Raw genomic sequence first — 18814 nt, forward strand, 5'->3', positions numbered from 1 at the left:
CGGGAGTCTGACTCCCGTCTACATCTTAGGATCATGGGGGACGAAATCGATGCAACCACTTTATGAAGGAAAAGCAAAACGATTATACACGACGCAGGATCAGGATGTGCTCCGCATCGTCTACAAAGACGAAGCTACGGCATTTAATGGAGAGAAGAAGGCAGAGTTTGCCGGTAAGGGAGAACTGAACAACCGCTTAACGAGCCACTTTTTTGAGGTCCTCGCAGCGGCAGGAATTCCGACACACTTCATTGAACGGACATCGGAGCGCGAACAGCTCGTACGTCGTGTCACGATCATTCCACTGGAAGTCGTCGTTCGAAACGTCGTCGCCGGCAGCCTGAGTAAACGGCTGGGCATCGAAGAAGGAACGGTTCTCGAAACACCGATCGTCGAGTTTTATTATAAAGATGACAGCTTAGGCGATCCGCTTGTCACACCGGCACACATCAATTTACTGAAGATTGCGACTACGGAGGAGCTTTCCTTGCTTGAACAGGAAGCCAACCGTGTCAACGATGTCTTACGTCCTTACTTTGATGAAAAAGGAATCACATTGATTGATTTTAAACTCGAATACGGTAAAACACCGGCTGGCGAGATTTTACTCGCAGACGAGATCTCACCGGATACATGCCGGTTATGGGATAAGGAAACAGGCGAACATCTCGATAAAGATGTCTTTCGCCGTAATATCGGATCACTCATCGACACGTACCAAACACTATTCAATCGCCTAGGGGGAAACGGACAATGAAAAAGGTTACAGTAGCGGTCGCATTACGGGAAAGTATTTTAGATCCACAAGGTGTTGCGGTTAAAGGCGGTCTTGTTCAGCTTGGTTTTGCGGGTGTCGAAGAAGTGCGGATCGGTAAACGGATCGAGTTGCTCGTTGCGGATGAAACGACAGACGCGATGATTCATGAGATGTGTCAGAAGCTGCTCGTTAATACTGTGATGGAGGATTATCGTTTTGATGTAGAAGAGGTGACGACCGCATGAAGTTTGCCGTTATCGTTTTTCCCGGATCTAACTGTGATCTAGATATGTATCATGCTGTGAAAGATGCGCTTGGTGAAGAAGCGGAATACGTCTTCCATACGGAAACGTCTCTCGAAGGATATGACGGCGTCTTGTTGCCGGGCGGCTTTTCTTACGGGGACTATCTCCGGTGTGGAGCGATTGCTCAATTCTCACCGATCATGGAAGAGGTAAAACGCTTTGCGGCAGAAGGCAAAACGGTTCTCGGCGTCTGCAACGGGTTCCAGATTCTTGTTGAAGCCGGACTTCTCCCGGGTGTCTTACACCGCAACACGGGACTGAAGTTCATGTGCCGCACGGTTGAACTGAAGGTCGAAAACAACGAGACACGCTTTACATCAGACTATGCTGCGCAGGAAACGATAACGATTCCCATCGCACACGGAGAAGGCAACTACTACTGCGATGACGCCACATACGCGATGCTACAGACGAACCGTCAAATTGCCTTTACGTATACGGATAACCCGAACGGATCACGCGGCGACATCGCCGGCATCACGAACAAAGCCGGAAACGTCCTCGGCATGATGCCGCACCCAGAACGGGCAGTCGAGCTGCTGACCGGCGGAACGGATGGACTTAAGTTATTCACTTCACTCGTCAAACAGGGGGCACACCATGTTAAAACAACAGTCTGAACCAACGATGGAGCAAATTCAGGAACAACGGATCTACGCAACAATGGGACTTAGTGACGCAGAATACGAGATGGTCGTCAACTTACTCGGACGCCAACCGAACTATACGGAAATCGGCTTGTTTTCCGTCATGTGGTCGGAACACTGTTCATATAAAACGTCGAAGCCAGTCTTACGCCAGTTTCCGACGACAGGTCCACGCGTCCTGCAAGGTCCCGGTGAAGGAGCAGGTGTCGTCGACATTGGTGACAATCAAGCCGTTGTCTTTAAAATCGAGAGCCACAATCATCCGTCAGCCGTTGAACCGTATCAAGGTGCAGCAACCGGTGTCGGTGGCATCATTCGTGATATCTTCTCGATGGGAGCCCGTCCAGTCGCGTTGATGAATTCACTTCGGTTCGGTCATCTCGGGACGCCGCGTGTCAATCAACTGTTTGAACAGGTAGTCGCCGGAATCGCCGGGTACGGGAACTGTGTCGGGATTCCGACCATCGGAGGAGAAGTCGGATTTGATCATTCGTATGAAGGCAACCCGCTCGTTAATGCGATGTGTATCGGCTTGATCAACCACGAAGACATTCAAAAGGGTCTCGCAAAAGGCGCCGGTAACTCGGTCATGTACGTCGGTGCCGCAACCGGTCGTGACGGCATTCACGGAGCGACTTTTGCTTCAGAAGATCTTGGGGAAGATACAGAAGCGAAACGTCCGGCCGTTCAGGTCGGAGATCCGTTCATGGAGAAGTTGTTGATTGAAGCCTGTCTTGAAATCGTCGGTCATCCGGCACTTGTCGGGATGCAGGATATGGGCGCCGCCGGACTGACGTCCTCGTCAGCCGAGATGGCTTCGAAAGCCGGTATGGGCATCGAGATGCATCTTGATGACGTCCCGCAACGGGAAACCGGGATGACAGCTTATGAAATGATGTTATCGGAATCACAGGAACGGATGTTGCTCGTCGTCGAACGCGGACGCGAAGCAGAGATCGAAGCCATCGTCAGCAAATGGGGACTCCATGCGGTGCATGTCGGAGAAGTTATCGACGAGAAAGTGCTTCGTCTCGTTCACCACGGTAAGATTGTCGCTGAAGTACCGGTCGATGCACTCGCGGAAGAAGCACCGGTTTATAACAAACCATCCCGTGTCCCGGCTTATTATGAAGAGTTCCAAGCAATGGATGAAACGTTACCGGTCGTCGAAGATGCTGTTGAAACATGGCGGGCCTTGCTCAAACAGCCGACGATTGCTTCAAAACGTTGGGTCTACGATCAATACGATCATATGGTTCAGACGTCAACGGTCGTCGCACCGGGGTCTGATGCAGCCGTCATCCGGGTTCGCGGAACGAACAAAGCACTCGCGATGACAACCGACTGCAACAGCCGGTTCGTTTACCTCGATCCGTTCGTCGGCGGACAGATTGCCGTCGCCGAAGCAGCCCGCAACATCGTTGCGAGTGGTGCGACACCACTGGCGATTACCGACTGCCTGAACTTCGGGAATCCGGATAAACCGGAAGGCTTCTGGCAACTACAGCAAGCGACGGCCGGAATGGCCGAAGCATGTCGTGTGCTCGAGACGCCGGTCATCGGCGGGAATGTTTCCTTATACAACGAATCTGCCGGAAAAGCAGTTCATCCGACGCCGGTCGTCGGGATGGTCGGTCTCCACGAACAAACGGAGTGGATTACGACACAACACGTCAAGCAAGCAGGCGACGCTGTCTACCTACTCGGAGAGACGACAGCGGAATTCGGCGGCAGTGAACTGCAATACCTGCAATTCGAAAAATCATTCGGCAAAGCACCGCACATTGACTTAGCCGTCGAACAAGAACGGTTACTCGCCTTGCAAGCGGCGGTTCAAGCGGGACTTGTCACGGCGATCCATGACGTGGCAGAAGGTGGTCTCGCCGTTGCCTTAGCCGAGATGACATTCGGGACGACGCTTGGTCTTGACGTGATATTTGACGGACCAGCCCTGCACCTGTTCAGTGAATCGCAATCACGTTTCGTCGTGACGGTGAAGCCGGAACAGGAAGCAGCCTTCGTCAAGCAGACAGGAGCGTATAAATTAGGATACGTTACCGATCAAGATGCTTTGCAAATTAAGACTAACGATACACTCATCGAAGCAACACGTTCAACACTGCAAGCCGACTGGGAAGGGGCGATCGCGTGTTATATGACATCAAAGGATTAAATGAAGAGTGTGGGGTGTTCGGGATTTTCGGACAACCGGAAGCCGCGCAACTTGCGTATTATGGTCTTCACAGCTTACAACACCGGGGACAGGAAGGGGCAGGAATCGTCGCAAGCGACGGGAAACTGCTTCTGCCGCACCGCGGACAAGGACTCGTCACGGAAGTTTTTTCACAGGAAACACTGGATTCTTTATCCGGGCACCACGCCATCGGACATGTCCGCTATTCGACAGCCGGGGGAAATACGCTCGAAAATACACAACCGCTCCATTTTAAATCACGGACGGGCGACTTGGCGCTTGCGCACAACGGAAACCTCGTCAATGCTGATTCGTTAAAACATTTACTTGAAGCGGAAGGCGCCATTTTCCAAACGACGAGTGATACGGAAGTCGTCGCGCATCTCGTCAAACGGAGTAAGTTACCGACGCTTGAAGACCGGATTGCCGATAGTCTGGCGCGACTCGTCGGAGCGTTCGCTTTCCTGTTCTTAACGGAAGATACGTTGTACGTTGCCGTTGACCCACACGGTCTGCGTCCATTGTCGCTCGGTAAAACACCGGACGGCGGCATCGTCTTTTCATCTGAAACGTGTGCCTTTGATATTGTCGGTGCCGAGTTCATTCGCGATATCGAGCCTGGGGAGCTCGTAACGATCACAACGTCCGGCATGTCATCACGTCAGTATATGGAACCACATGAGCGGGCGATGTGTTCGATGGAATACATTTACTTTTCCCGTCCCGATTCGATGATTGATGGGGTCAACGTCCACACGGCACGAAAAGCACTTGGCAAAAAGATGTTCGAAGAAGCACCGGTCGAAGCAGACGTCGTCACCGGTGTGCCGGATTCGAGTATTTCGGCAGCCATCGGTTACGCGGAAGCGAGCGGCATTCCGTATGAAATGGGTTTGATCAAAAACCGTTATGTCGGTCGGACATTTATTCAACCGTCGCAAGAATTGCGCGAACGCGGTGTCAAAATGAAACTATCGGCGCTGCGGGGAGTCGTTAACGGTAAACGGGTCATCATGGTTGATGATTCCATCGTTCGCGGAACGACGAGCCGTCGCATCGTCGGACTGTTACGGGAAGCCGGGGCAACGGAAGTTCATGTCCGGATCACGGCACCGCCGATCACCAATCCGTGTTATTACGGCATCGATACATCTTCCAAAGATGAATTGATTTCCGCCCGGTTGACACCCGACGAGATTTGCCGGGAAATCGGAGCCGATTCGCTCGAGTTCCTGACAGTCAACGGAATGGTCAATGCGATTGACCGACCATTTGAAGGACCGTTAAAAGGCCAATGTACGGCTTGTTTCACAGGCGAATATCCAACGCCGATCGGTACGTTGGAATTAGAAGCTAAACTTTGAACAGATGGGGGAACAAAGCATGAGTAAACAATACGAAGCAGCAGGTGTCAGCCTGACGGCAGGATACGAATCCGTTTCTCGAATGAAAAAACACGTGGCCCGCTCGATGCGCAAAGAAGTCATGACGGGACTCGGCAGTTTCGGTGCAATGTTCGACCTCAGCCAATTGAATCTGAAAGAACCGGTTCTCGTCAGCGGGACGGATGGCGTCGGCACCAAGCTGAAGCTTGCTTTCGCCCTCGACCAGCACGATACGATCGGGATTGATTGTGTCGCGATGTGTGTCAATGACATCATTGTCCAAGGCGCAGAACCTCTTTATTTCCTCGATTACATCGCCCTCGGGAAAGCTATTCCGGCAAAAATCGAGCGGATTGTCGCCGGTGTTGCGGAAGGCTGTGTCCAATCCGGTTGTACCCTGATCGGCGGGGAAACGGCCGAGATGCCGGGGATGTATGCAGACGGTGAGTATGATATTGCCGGCTTTGCCGTCGGTGCCGTCGAAAAACAAAAATTGATCACAGGAGAACACGTTCAACCGGGAGATGTCATTCTCGGTCTCGCTTCATCCGGTGTCCATTCGAACGGCTTCTCACTCGTTCGAAAAATCGTCGCTGAAAGCGGTCTGCGGTATGAAGATGAGCTGATGATGTTCGGCAGTACGATCGGCAATACATTACTGATGCCGACCCGGATTTACGTCGAAGCGGTCAAAGCGGCCCTTGAGACAGAAAAAATTCAGGCGATGGTCCATATTACGGGCGGCGGTTTTTACGAAAACGTGCCGCGTGTTCTTCCTGAAGGATGCGGTGCGACGTTTGACCCGAAAAAATGGCCGACGTTACCGGTCTTCGATTGGCTCGAACAAGCCGGAAACGTGCCGCGTCACGATATGTACAACGTCTTCAACATGGGAATCGGCTACATGATGATTGTCAAACCGGAAGATGTCGATGCCGTTACGGCACGTCTTGCCCGTGAAAATGAGACGGTCTACACAATCGGGACAGTCACGGGTGAGCCGGGCGTCCGCATCCATGGAGTCGATCAATGAAAATCGCCTGTTTTGCCTCGGGAAGTGGCAGTAATGTCGAAGCATTGTTCGAAGCGATTGAAGAAGGACGTCTGCACGCTACGATTGAACTCGTCGTCTGTGATCAAAAACAAGCGAAAGTGATTGAACGGGCACGCGCACGTAATTGTGATGTGTTTGTGTTTACAACCAAGGAGTATCCGGATAAACCAACGTTCGAGCGGGAAATCGTTTCTGAGTTACAACGGAGAAATGTGGAGCGGATCATCTTAGCCGGATACATGCGGTTGATTGGAGATGTCCTGCTGTCGCATTATGCCGGACGAATCGTCAACATCCATCCGTCACTGCTCCCGGCGTTTCCGGGAAAAGATGCGATCGGTCAAGCATTTCGTGGCGGAGTCAAAATCACAGGTGTTACAATTCATATAGTCGATGAAGGTATGGATACAGGACCGATCATCGCACAAGAAGCGGTTCGGATCACAGAGGATATGACACGGGAAACGCTCCAACAGGCGATTCAGCAGGTGGAGCACGGATTGTACCCGCAAGTCATCGAAGAGTGGATGAAAGAGGAGGCAAACGTATGAGAGCGTTAATCAGCGTATCAGACAAAACAGGTATCGTCGAACTGGGACAAGCGATGCATGAAGCAGGGATTGAATTAATTTCGACAGGCGGGACACATCAAGCCCTTGAAGCAGCAGGACTTCCGGTCATTGGCATCAGTGAAGTCACACAATTCCCGGAAATGCTCGACGGTCGGGTCAAGACCCTCCATCCGATGGTTCACGGTGGACTGCTCGGACGCCGAGACCTTGAAAGTCATCGCGAACAGATGGCGGAACAACAGATCAAACCGATTGATTTTGTGGTCGTCAACCTCTATCCGTTTAAAGAAACGGTCATGAATGAAGATGTCTCGTATGCCGATGCGATCGAGAACATCGATATCGGTGGACCGAGCATGATCCGTTCGGCTGCCAAAAATCATGCCGCCGTGACGGTTGTCGTCGATCCGGCAGATTATCAGGCAGTCATTCAGGAAATTCATCTTGGTGGAACGACATTCGAAACCCGTCAAAAGCTGGCAGCCAAAGCATTCCGTCACACAGCGGCGTATGATGCGTTGATTGCCGATTACTTCCTGACGCAGACGGGTGAAAAGTTCCCCGATCAATTGACGATTACGCTCGAAAAAGTGCAGGACTTACGGTACGGAGAGAACCCGCACCAGGAAGCGGCCTTTTACAAAACACCGATCTACCGCGGGGCTTCACTCGCGTCCGCGAAGCAGCTCCACGGCAAAGAATTGTCTTACAACAACATCCAGGATGCCAATGCGGCACTTGAGATTCTCGATGAGTTCCGTGAAGCGGCAGCGGTCGTCGTCAAACACATGAATCCGTGCGGCGTCGCGGTCGGACCGACGATTGATGAAGCGTTCCGTCGTGCCCATGCCGCGGATCCGGTCTCGATTTTCGGCGGAATCGTCGCCTTGAACCGGGAAGTCGATCTTGCGACAGCAGAACAACTCAGTGGGATCTTCCTCGAAATCATCATCGCTCCATCCTTTACGGAAGAAGCGTTTACGTTGCTTGCAGCGAAGAAAAATCTCCGGTTACTGGAACTGGACGTCAAACGGGTTCAAGCGATCCGGTATACGGCAGTTGCCGGCGGGATGCTCGTTCAAGACAGTGACGACGAGACGCTCGATGACGCGTCAGCACGTGTCGTGACAGACCGGAAACCGACGGCAGGTGAATGGGAAGACTTAAAACTCGCTTGGCGTGCCGTTAAACACGTTAAATCGAATGCAATCGTCATCGCGAAAGATGAAGTGACGGTCGGCGTCGGTGCCGGGCAGATGAACCGTGTCGGGTCAGCCAATATCGCGATTACCCAAGCCGGTGCTAAAGCAGTCGGTGCCGCAATGGGCTCGGATGCGTTCTTCCCGATGGGCGATACGGTTGAGGCAGCTGCTGCGGCAGGCATTACAGCAATCATTCAACCGGGCGGTTCGATCCGTGACCAGGAATCGATTGATGCCTGCAACAAACATGGCATTACGATGATCTTTACGAACGTGCGTCATTTTAAACACTAAGCGGAGGCGAGCCGAATGAAAGTATTAGTAGTCGGTAAAGGTGGACGCGAGCATGCGCTCGTATGGAAATTGGCACAGGATGTCCGGATCGAGACAGTGTATGCAGCACCCGGCAACGTCGGGATGACGGAAGCGGTCTGTGTGTCGATCCGGGAAGACGCGATTGAAGAATTGGTTCAGTTCGCACGGGAAGAGCAGATCGACTGGACAATTGTCGGACCAGAAGGACCGCTTGTGCTCGGAATCGTCAATGCGTTTCAAGCAGCCGGCCTAAAGATTTTCGGACCGTCCCGCGAAGCAGCAGCGATTGAAGGCAGTAAACAATTTGCGAAAGCTTTGATGGACCGGGCCGGTATCCCGACGGCGGACCATGCCGTCTTTACATCAGCGGCTGAAGCGACTGCTTACATCCGTCGGCAGGGTGCACCGATCGTCGTCAAAGCGGACGGACTGGCAGCAGGGAAAGGTGTCACGGTTGCGACGACGATTGAACAGGCTGTTCAAGCGATTGACGAAATTTTTGGCGGCGATTTCGGTCAGCAGAGCAGTGTCGTGATTGAAGAATGTCTCGTCGGTGAAGAATGTTCGCTGATGGCTTTCGTACATGAAGAAACCGTCATTCCGATGGTCCTGTCGCAAGATCATAAACGGGCTTTTGACGGGGACTCCGGCCCGAATACAGGCGGAATGGGGGCGTACAGTCCCTTGCCGCAATTTGACGAACAGGCCGTGACGGAAGAAGCGATGCAACGTGTCCTCCGTCCGCTTGTCGAGCAGATGGCAAGCGAAGGGATTCCGTTTACCGGCTTCTTATACGCGGGTCTGATGTTAACAAGTCGCGGACCATCCGTCATTGAGTTCAACGCCCGTTTCGGTGATCCGGAAACGGAAGTAATTTTGCCGCGGCTTGAAACGGAGCTGCTTGACGTCATCATGCCATTGATGCAGGGTGACATTCCGGAAGTCGCCTGGTCGGATGAAGCGGTCGTTGGTGTCGTCATCGCGGCGAACGGTTATCCGGAACAACCGGTTACGGGTCAGCCTGTCCCAGCAGATACAATCGGGTCAAATCTCCTTGTCTTCCACGCGGGCACGGCCGCAGGGGATGATGATGTGATTCTTTCGGCCGGAGGACGTGTCCTCGTCTGTGTGGCGAAGGCAAAAGACATGAAGCAGGCCGTAGCGAGCGTTTACAGCGGACTTGATTCATTTGACCGGACCGGCTTCTTTTACCGGACGGATATCGCCAAAAAAGCATTTCGCACGACATAATTTCTTACTTTCCATAAGCCGGTTCTGCTCACATCAGTGTGAGAGGGCCGGCTTTTTTGACGGGTACGGCAGAACATGACTTGTCTTCCATGGCAGTTTTGTGTTATTTTGGCGAAATGACTCGAATTGACGACGAATAAGCTTGAAACTTTTCCGGTAACATTTTAGTATAAGAACTATAAGAAAGCGTTTTCAAATATAAAGGAGGTCGAGCTTTCATGAAAAAAAATTGTGGACGGTCCCCATGGACGAAAACAGAAGTCCGCACGCATCAAGCGGTCATCAACGGAAAGCTTGCACCTACACTCGTGATTGAAAATGCGACGTACTTAAATCAAGGACTCAAAACATGGCGGACAGCCAACATTTGGATCAGCGGCGACCGGATTATCTACGTCGGACCGGACATGCCGGAAACGGCGGATGAAGTCTACGATGCGACGGGAAAATTCATCGTCCCGGGTTACATCGAACCGCATGCCCATCCGTTCCAATTGTATAATCCGGCGACACTTGCAAAATTTGCGGCAGAGCGCGGAACGACGACACTCGTCAACGATAATATGCTGCTTTTATTAGAGCCGACGGAGCAAGCGTTTGCGCAGGTCGACGCACTGGCAGACCTTCCAACATCGATGTACTGGTGGGCGCGACTGGATGCTCAAACAGAACTGGATGCCGACAGCATCACGATTGATAACCGACGAATTCAAGCGTGGCTGAAACATCCACAAGTCATCCAAGCCGGTGAATTAACGGGCTGGCCGCGACTGTCGCAAGGCGACGACGAGCTGTTGCAATGGATGCAGGATGCGATGAAACTCGGCAAGCCGATTGAAGGACATTTTCCCGGTGCTTCCGCCAAGACCCTGACGAAAATGGCATTGTTCGGCGTGACGAGTGATCATGAAGCGATGACGGTCGAAGAAGCCTTGATCCGCCTCGAACTCGGTTATACGACGACCATCCGCTACTCCTCGATTCGCCCGGATCTACCGGATATATTTGCCGGTCTCGTCGAAGCCGGACTGCAAAATTATGAAAAAGTGCTGGTGACGACGGACGGATCGACACCTTCCTTTTATAAAGCCGGATTGATGGATGAGACGATCCGATTGATGCTTGCTGCAGGGATTGCTCCGGAAGAAGCTTACCGGATTGCGTCGTATAATGCAGCGCGTCACTTTAATCTCGATCATCTGCTCGGCAGTATCGCACCCGGACGAATTGCGCATTTAAACATCCTTGAAGCGAAAGATAAGCCGACACCGGTCGATGTCGTAGCCCGCGGCACCTGGGTCCGGAGAAATGATATTCCGTGTTATCCGGTCGAAGCGCTGGACCGGGCGATGGATTTGATGCCGGCTTCGCAAGTCGGGATTGAGTTAACCGAACAGGACTTTTCCTTCAGCATGCCGGTTGGTCTTGAGATGGTCAATTCGGTCATCATGAAGCTGTATCAGGTCGAACACGATACAAGCATGCAAGTCTTGCCTGCCGGATGCGATGAGTCCTTCTTGATGCTGATTGACCGGGAGGGCAAATGGCGTCTGAATACGGTCTTGAAAAACTTTGCGACACACGTCGGCGGGCTCGTCAGTTCGTATTCGATCAGCGGCGATATCCTGTTGATCGGAAAATCGAAACGGGACATGCAGATTGCCTTTGACCGGATGAAATCATTCGGCGGTGGTGTCGTCCTTGTCGATGACGGGGAAGTAATCGCAGAAGTTCCGTTGACCTTAATGGGGCAGACATCCGATTTACCGCTGGAAGATTTGATTGTGCAGGAGACGGCACTGCGGGAAGCGTTATTCGCACGCGGCTATCAGTATGAAGACCCGATTTATACGCTCTTGTTCCTCGCGTCGACCCATTTGCCGTATGTCCGGATTACGCCGCAAGGCATCTATGAAGTGTTACGGAAAAAAGTACTTTTCCCGGCAATTTTACGCTGACGCTTGAAATTTAAAACGTCGCACTTTAAACTGTTAAAGAGCAACACATGGGAAAGGGAGTTAGACGATGCAACTCGATAAATTGCGTGGAAAAGAACTCGATCAATTATTTACAGCCATCATGAAGATGGATTCATTAGAAGATTGTTATACGCTGTTTGAAGACTTAGCGACGGTCAATGAGATCCAGGCATTGGCACAACGTCTTGAAGTCGCCCGTCAGTTACGCGAAGGTAACACGTATCATAAAATCGAAAAGGCGACAGGTGCTTCGACAGCAACGATTTCGCGTGTGAAACGTTGTCTGAATTACGGTTCCGGTGGCTATGACTTAGCACTCGCACGATTAGGTCTCGTAGAAGAGGAAGTAGCGGATAACTAACCGGTTATCCGCTATTTCTGTGAAGGAGGACGAAGCCTGATGGACTTAGCGTATCAACAAAAACTGCAACATTTCATTCGAAAACTGACGCCGATCCAGTCACTCGTCATTATTTATTTTGTAGCCGTCATCATCGGCGTCATTTTACTGGGGTTACCCTGGTCGACACAGGGCAATTACGACTGGGATTTCACGGATCTTGTCTTCATGGCCGTCAGTTGTGTCAGCGTGACCGGATTGACGACCGTCTCCGTCTCGGACACGTTCACGACGTTCGGTTACTTCATGATCATGATTCTCGTACAGGTCAGCGGGATCGGATTGATGTCCCTGCATATCGCGATGTGGGTCATCCTCGGCAAACGGATTGGCTTTCGGGAGCGGCAACTGGTTGTCCGTGACCAGAACCAGACGACGATGCAAGGGGTCGTCAAATACATTCGGGAAGTCATCATCATCATCCTGTCAATTGAAATCATCGGTGCTCTTATTTTAGGTTTGTATTATACGAAATATTTTCCGACGCTCGGCGAAGCGATGCTGCAAGGATTGTTTGGTTCGGTCAGCGCGACGACCAATGCCGGGTTCGACATTACCGGAGAATCCCTCCTTCCGTTTCGGGGAGATTTATTTGTCGTCTTTATGCAGATTTTACTGCTGACGCTTGGTGCGATCGGTTTCCCGGTCCTCGTTGAAGTCCGTCGGTACATCTCGTACCGGGCGACCCGTCAAGCGACCCGTCAACCGTATCACTTTTCATTATTCACGAAATTAACCGCATCGACGTTCTTCATCCTGGTTTTATTCGGAACGGTCAGTCTGCTGCTGTTTGAGTGGAATCAATCGTTTAAAGGATTGCCGGTCAATGAAAAAATGGTCGATGCCTTGTTCCAATCGGTGACGACCCGAAACGGCGGACTGACGACGGTCGATATTACGTCGTTCTCGCAAGCCTCGATTTTTGTCTTGTCAATTCTGATGTTCATCGGAGCGTCGCCGTCCTCCGTTGGGGGAGGGATTCGGACGACGACATTTGCCGTCGCCGTCCTCAGTGTCATCGCCTTTATTCGCGGCGAATACGGCATCAAGATTTTTGGACGCGAGATCGGACAGTCGGACATTTGGAAAGCCTTTGTCGTCATCGTCGTTTCGACCGGTGTAACGATGATTGGACTGATTGTCCTGCTGATCTTTGAAGATGCCCCGTTCCTCGTGCTGTTTTTTGAAGCCTGTTCCGCGTTCGGAACTACCGGATTGTCGCTTGGAATTACAAATGAGTTATCCGATGTCGGCAAATGGACCTTATCCGTCCTGATGTTCATCGGACGGATTGGTGTTATTTCGTTTGTCCTGTTGCTGAAGGCGAATCAACCAAAACGGAATTACAATTATCCGAAAGAATCAGTCATCATCGGTTAAGGAGGTTGTGACGTGAATCGGACATTTTGGATCAACTTTGGTTATATCTTTATGGTGCCGGCTTTACCGTTTTTAGCACTCGTCAACGGACGGGCGCTCTGTTCGCCGGATTCCCCGTTACTGGATATCCCGGTCCTGGGTTTTTTCCTGGCAGAACCGTGGGCGTTTGCCGTCCTTTATGCCTTTTTTGCACTGGGGCTTGCCGCGTTGTTAACGAAACGCCAGGTCCGGACTTGAATGGCTTCTCCCATCCCGCTCTGCGCGAGATGGGATTTTGTTTTATACTGGGTACAGAGAATGAGAAGAGAGGATGGAACGAACATGTTGTTACCCTATAACGAATGGCGTCATGTCTTTAAACTCGATCCGGCAAAAGAGATTGAAGAGGCTGCTCTTCAAGCGATTGCGACTTCGGGAACGGATGCCATCATCGTCGGAGGGACCGATGATATCACCCTCGATGCGACACTGGATTTACTGATGCGCTTGCGGCGGTATCCGGTCGCTGTGGCACTGGAAGTATCGGAGCTTGAGGCCGCGACGATGGGATTTGATGCATATTTGACGCCGAGTGTCCTCAACAGCGGAACGCTTGAGCACGTGATTGACAAGCAAGTCGAAGCGCTGGAAGAAGTCGGACATATGCTCGCGCATCAAGATCTGGTCGGGGAAGGGTATATCGTCCTGAACGCTGACGCCAAGGTCGCCCGTGTCACACAAGCAAAATCTCTTAATGATGATCAAGTGGTCGCTTACGCGCAACTGGCGGACAGTGTCTTTCGGATGCCGATCATTTATCTCGAGTACAGCGGTATGTATGGTGATCCGTCACTCGTCGCCTCCGTCAAACGGGTCTTGAAGCAAGGCCGTCTGTTCTACGGCGGTGGTATTGATTCCATCGAACGGGCACAGGAGATGTTGACACATGCCGATACGATCGTCGTCGGCAACATCATCTATGACAATTTAGAAGCGGCACTTGCGACTGTCGCAGCAACACGATAAAATATAAGAACAAAAGTTCGGAATATAGAAATGAGGCTATTTAGATGTTTAATTTAAGTGAACAGCTTGTCAGCGGATTGAACCCGGAACAAGCAAAGGCAGTCAAACACACCGATGGACCGCTCTTGATCATGGCGGGAGCAGGCTCCGGGAAAACCCGTGTCCTGACACACCGCGTTGCCTATTTGATGGCAGCAAAACAGGTCGCTCCGTGGAATATCCTGGCGATTACGTTTACGAATAAAGCGGCACGTGAGATGCGTGACCGGATTTCACGGTTGGTCGGCGGTGTCGCGAATGACATCTGGGTCTCGACCTTCCACTCGATGTGTGTCCGGATGTTACGGCGTGACATCGAAAAAATCGGCTATAACCGAAACTTCACGATTCTTGATTCGAGCGATCAACAGTCAGCACTGAAGCTCGTCTTAAAAGAACAAAACCTCGATCCGAAGAAGTGGGATCCCCGGTCGATGCTGTCGATCATCTCGAGTCAAAAAAATGAACTGCGCAGTGCCGAGTTCTACGCGTCCATCGTCACGAATCCGTATGAAAAAACGGTTGCTGAGATTTATAAAGGATACGAAGCGGTCCTGCGTCGCAACAACGCCCTTGATTTTGATGACTTGATCGGGAAGACGACAGAACTGTTTAAACAAAATCCGGACGTCCTGTCGTTTTATCAACGAAAGTTCCAATACATCCATGTCGATGAGTATCAAGATACGAACAAAGCCCAGTATGATCTCGTCAATCTCCTGGCAGCAGCCCACCAGAACTTATGTGTCGTCGGGGACTCGGATCAGTCGATTTACCGCTGGCGCGGAGCCGATATCGCAAACATCCTGTCGTTTGAGGAAGATTATCCGACAGCGAAAGTCATCCTGCTCGAACAAAACTACCGTTCGTCGAAACGAATTTTGGATGCAGCGAACCATGTCATTCAAAACAACAGTACCCGGAAAGATAAGAAACTGTGGACGGAAAACGCAGAAGGCGAAAAACTGATTGTCCATACAGCGGAAAATGAGCGGGAAGAAGCGTTTTATATCGTCCAGGAAATCCGGAATGCATTGCGTTACGGCATGAAACTAAACGATGTCGCAATTCTGTACCGGACGAATGCCCAATCGCGGGCGATTGAGGAAACGTTGCTGAAATCCAATGTCCCGTACAAGATGATCGGCGGCACGAAGTTCTATGACCGTAAAGAAATCAAGGATGTCCTGGCGTACCTGCGCCTGATTTCAAATCCGAACGAAGACTTATCATTTGCCCGGATTGTCAATGAACCGAAACGCGGTATCGGAGCGACGACGATTGATAAACTGCGTGATTTTGCCGACCTGCAAGGCGTGTCCTTGATGGAAGCGATCCGCGACATCGAATTGTCGAGCATTGCCCCGAAAACGGCAGCGAAACTGACGGATTTCCGGACAATGATTCTTGGCTTACAGCAAATGCAGGAATTCATCAGCCTGTCCGAACTGGTGGAAGAAGTCCTTGAGAAAACCGGATACCGCCAAGTCTTAAAAGAAGACAAAACACTCGAAGCACAAAGTCGTCTCGAGAACATCAACGAGTTCATCACAGTCGCACAAAACTTTGAAAAAGAGACCGAAAAAGCCGATCCGGAAGACCAAACGATCATCGCGTTCTTAACGGATTTGACGCTGGTCGCCGATGTCGATTCACTGGATGAGAGTGATCCGGGGGAACAGGTCACCTTGATGACGTTACACTCCGCAAAAGGACTCGAGTTCCCGATCGTCTTCCTGATCGGGATGGAAGAAGGATTGTTCCCGCACAGCCGCTCCCTGCAGGATGAAGACGAAATGGAAGAAGAACGTCGTCTCGCCTATGTCGGAATTACGCGGGCTGAAAAACGATTGTACTTGTCCCACGCGCGGATGCGTTCACTGTATGGCCGGACGAATGCCAATCTCGAATCCCGTTTCCTTGCCGAATTACCGGAGGAAGTATTGGAACGGACCGGTAAAAAACCGAAGCCATTGCCATGGGAAGATCGACCGGTACCGCAAGGAAAAGCCGTCATCGGCCGATCGGTCACGAAACCGACAGCGATGAAGACATCAGGCGCAGAATCACTCGGCTGGAACGTCGGTGACAAAGCGGAACACGGAAAATGGGGACGCGGAACCGTCGTTCAGACACGCGGAGCAGGGGACAGCTTAGAAATCGATATCGCCTTCCCGGAAGTCGGTGTCAAACGGTTGCTTGCGAAATTCGCACCAATCAAAAAGGTATGAGTGGAGGCGTCAAGATGATAGAACAGGCACGAATCGAGGAATTACGCCAAAAGTTGAACCAATACAGTTACGAATATTACGTCCAGGATCAACCGACTGTTCCGGACAGCACCTATGATCAATTGTTACGGGAACTGACGGAACTTGAAACGGCACATCCGGAACTGATCACGCCAGATTCACCGACGCAACGCGTCGGTGCTGCGCCGCTCGATGCCTTCGAGAAGGTGACTCATGATTTACCGATGCTATCGCTCGGCAATGTCTTTGACGAAACAGAAATCCGGGAGTGGGTCGCCCGCATCGAACGTTCACTCGGCCGGTCGACGACGTATGTGGCAGAGTTGAAGTTTGACGGACTTGCGATTTCCTTGAAGTACGAAGACGGACAACTTGTCCGCGGTGCGACGCGGGGCGACGGAACGGTCGGCGAGAATATTACACAAAACCTGCGGACAATCAAAGCCTTACCCCTTCGGTTACGTCGAAATGAGACGGTCGAAGTCCGAGGGGAAGCCTATATGCCGAAACAATCATTTGAACGCTTGAATGCGGACCGGGCAGCACGTGAGGAAGCCTTGTTCGCTAATCCGCGTAATGCAGCAGCAGGGAGCTTACGCCAGCTCGACTCGTCGATTACGGCATCCCGCAATCTGTCCTTATTCGTCTACGGTGTCGGTGTCAATACACTGAGTGCCCGTTCGCACAGCGAAGCGATGCTTCAGCTGGCTGAGCTCGGGTTACCGACGAACAAGGAGATGCAGACGTGTGAGACGGTCGAAGAGATTTTAGCCTACATTGCCCACTGGACGATGGAACGTTCTAATTTACCGTATGAAATCGACGGTATCGTCCTGAAAGTTGACCGGTATGACGATCAGGAAGAACTTGGCTTCACGGCGAAAAGTCCCCGCTTTGCGACGGCGTATAAATTTGCCGCAGAAGAAGTCATGACGACAGTCGAAGAAGTTGATTTCAGTGTCGGACGGACAGGGAAAGTCACGCCGCGCGCCCGGTTTGCGCCGGTCGTCGTCGCCGGATCAACCGTCAGTTATGCAACATTGCACAACGCGGACTTCATCACGGAAAAAGATATTCGACTGCACGATCAAGTCATCATCAAAAAAGCCGGAGACGTCATACCGGCAGTCGTCAGCGTTGTCGTTTCAGAACGGACAGGGAACGAACAACCGATCGAATTTCCGGCTCATTGTCCGGCCTGCGAGTCGGAACTTGTTCGATTGGAAGGCGAAGCGGATATTCGGTGTGTCAGTCCGGAGTGTCCGGCCCAGCTTGTCGAAGGGATCATTCACTTCGTCTCGCGTCAAGCGATGAATATCGACGGTCTCGGCGAAAAAGTCGTGCGTCAATTGTATGAACATGAAGCCATCCGGACGCTCGCCGATTTGTACCGCCTCGACCGGGATGAATTGTTGACGTATGAACGGATGGGTGAAACGTCGGTCGATAATCTTCTGACTGCGATTGAAGCGTCGAAGCAAAATTCTTTGGAACGGTTGATGTTTGGTCTCGGGATTCGATTGGTCGGTCAAAAAGCGGCGTACCTGCTGGCAGAGCGGTTTGATTCACTCGACGGCATCGCACAGGCGGAATATGAAGATATTTTAGCGATTGATGGAATCGGCAGTAAGATTGCCGATTCTGTGACGAAGTATTTTGAACATCCGGAAGCGCAAGCCTTGATCAAGGACTTAGCAGAACTCGGACTGAACCAACAGTTTCTAGGACAACGGGTCGATCAATCGAATGCACCGCTCGCCGGTAAAACGATTGTGTTGACCGGAACGCTCGAATCACTGAAGCGTTCAGAAGCCGGGAAACGGCTCGAGTTGCTTGGTGCGGACGTGACCGGCAGCGTCAGTAAGAAAACGGACATTTTGGTAGCCGGAGAAAAAGCCGGTTCGAAATTAACGAAAGCCGAGTCGCTCGGAATCGAGATTTGGAATGAAACACAATTGCTTGAAGAGTTGGCGAAATACGAAGGGTAACAGAAAATCCGTCAAACAGATGATTTAAATAAAAACAGGGAAGGTGGCATGCATCATGCGCCTTCCCTGTTTCGTATTGAAGTGTACGG

Annotated in this window: 16 protein-coding genes; all 16 read left to right on the top strand. The window is 51.6% G+C overall.

Annotation, left to right across the window (positions count from 1 at the left end; all coding sequences use genetic code 11):
- The first annotated feature begins 49 nt into the window (after positions 1-49).
- The 16 genes from purC to ligA all read left to right on the top strand — a co-directional run bounded on the left by purC (position 50) and on the right by ligA (position 18725).
- Positions 50-757, top strand: coding sequence for a phosphoribosylaminoimidazolesuccinocarboxamide synthase (purC, locus tag AC3IRK_RS02455; RefSeq protein ID WP_131504444.1), 708 nt, complete (start codon positions 50-52; stop codon positions 755-757).
- Positions 754-1002 (top strand): phosphoribosylformylglycinamidine synthase subunit PurS, encoded by a 249-nt coding sequence (purS, locus tag AC3IRK_RS02460; RefSeq protein ID WP_012369357.1) that lies wholly within the window; start codon positions 754-756, stop codon positions 1000-1002. The genes purC and purS overlap by 4 nt, the downstream gene beginning before the upstream one ends.
- Positions 999-1682 (top strand): phosphoribosylformylglycinamidine synthase subunit PurQ, encoded by a 684-nt coding sequence (gene purQ / locus AC3IRK_RS02465; RefSeq protein WP_131504446.1) that lies wholly within the window; start codon positions 999-1001, stop codon positions 1680-1682. The genes purS and purQ overlap by 4 nt, the downstream gene beginning before the upstream one ends.
- On the top strand, positions 1663-3882 hold the full coding sequence (gene purL / locus AC3IRK_RS02470) for a phosphoribosylformylglycinamidine synthase subunit PurL (protein WP_012369359.1): 2220 nt from the start codon (positions 1663-1665) through the stop codon (positions 3880-3882). The genes purQ and purL overlap by 20 nt, the downstream gene beginning before the upstream one ends.
- The gene (purF, locus tag AC3IRK_RS02475) at positions 3858-5267 is read left to right on the top strand and encodes an amidophosphoribosyltransferase (RefSeq protein WP_131973685.1); all 1410 of its coding nucleotides are present in this window, start codon (positions 3858-3860) and stop codon (positions 5265-5267) included. Before purL ends, purF begins: the two co-directional genes overlap by 25 nt.
- A gap of 19 nt (positions 5268-5286) precedes the next feature.
- Positions 5287-6321: a phosphoribosylformylglycinamidine cyclo-ligase gene (purM, locus tag AC3IRK_RS02480; protein ID WP_131504448.1), complete on the top strand. Its 1035-nt coding sequence runs from the start codon at positions 5287-5289 to the stop codon at positions 6319-6321.
- The gene (purN, locus tag AC3IRK_RS02485; protein ID WP_489170378.1) at positions 6318-6893 is read left to right on the top strand and encodes a phosphoribosylglycinamide formyltransferase; all 576 of its coding nucleotides are present in this window, start codon (positions 6318-6320) and stop codon (positions 6891-6893) included. Before purM ends, purN begins: the two co-directional genes overlap by 4 nt.
- Positions 6890-8410, top strand: coding sequence for a bifunctional phosphoribosylaminoimidazolecarboxamide formyltransferase/IMP cyclohydrolase (gene purH, locus AC3IRK_RS02490; RefSeq protein WP_131504450.1), 1521 nt, complete (start codon positions 6890-6892; stop codon positions 8408-8410). Before purN ends, purH begins: the two co-directional genes overlap by 4 nt.
- Before the next feature lie 15 nt (positions 8411-8425).
- Positions 8426-9682 carry a phosphoribosylamine--glycine ligase gene (purD, locus tag AC3IRK_RS02495; RefSeq protein ID WP_489170379.1) on the top strand — a complete coding sequence of 419 codons (1257 nt, stop codon included), beginning with the start codon at positions 8426-8428 and terminating at the stop codon, positions 9680-9682.
- Positions 9683-9900: 218 nt separating this feature from the next.
- Positions 9901-11640 (top strand): adenine deaminase C-terminal domain-containing protein, encoded by a 1740-nt coding sequence (locus AC3IRK_RS02500; RefSeq protein ID WP_214855973.1) that lies wholly within the window; start codon positions 9901-9903, stop codon positions 11638-11640.
- Between the two features lie 67 nt (positions 11641-11707).
- Entirely contained in the window at positions 11708-12022 is a 315-nt protein-coding gene (locus tag AC3IRK_RS02505; protein ID WP_012369366.1) for a YerC/YecD family TrpR-related protein, read from the top strand.
- A 39-nt stretch (positions 12023-12061) separates the two neighbouring features.
- Positions 12062-13441: a TrkH family potassium uptake protein gene (locus AC3IRK_RS02510; protein ID WP_131504453.1), complete on the top strand. Its 1380-nt coding sequence runs from the start codon at positions 12062-12064 to the stop codon at positions 13439-13441.
- Between the two features lie 12 nt (positions 13442-13453).
- Complete coding sequence (locus tag AC3IRK_RS02515; protein ID WP_131504454.1) at positions 13454-13678, top strand: hypothetical protein; 225 nt, start codon at positions 13454-13456, stop codon at positions 13676-13678.
- A gap of 84 nt (positions 13679-13762) precedes the next feature.
- Entirely contained in the window at positions 13763-14446 is a 684-nt protein-coding gene (gene pcrB, locus AC3IRK_RS02520; RefSeq protein ID WP_214855971.1) for a heptaprenylglyceryl phosphate synthase, read from the top strand.
- A gap of 44 nt (positions 14447-14490) precedes the next feature.
- Positions 14491-16716, top strand: a complete 2226-nt coding sequence (gene pcrA, locus AC3IRK_RS02525) for a DNA helicase PcrA (RefSeq protein WP_131504456.1) — start codon at positions 14491-14493, stop codon at positions 16714-16716.
- Between the two features lie 14 nt (positions 16717-16730).
- A complete protein-coding gene (ligA, locus tag AC3IRK_RS02530; protein ID WP_131504457.1) occupies positions 16731-18725 on the top strand; it encodes an NAD-dependent DNA ligase LigA in 1995 nt (664 codons plus the stop codon).
- Positions 18726-18814 lie beyond the last annotated feature (89 nt).

Source organism: Exiguobacterium sp. GL_137, from assembly GCF_057834585.1.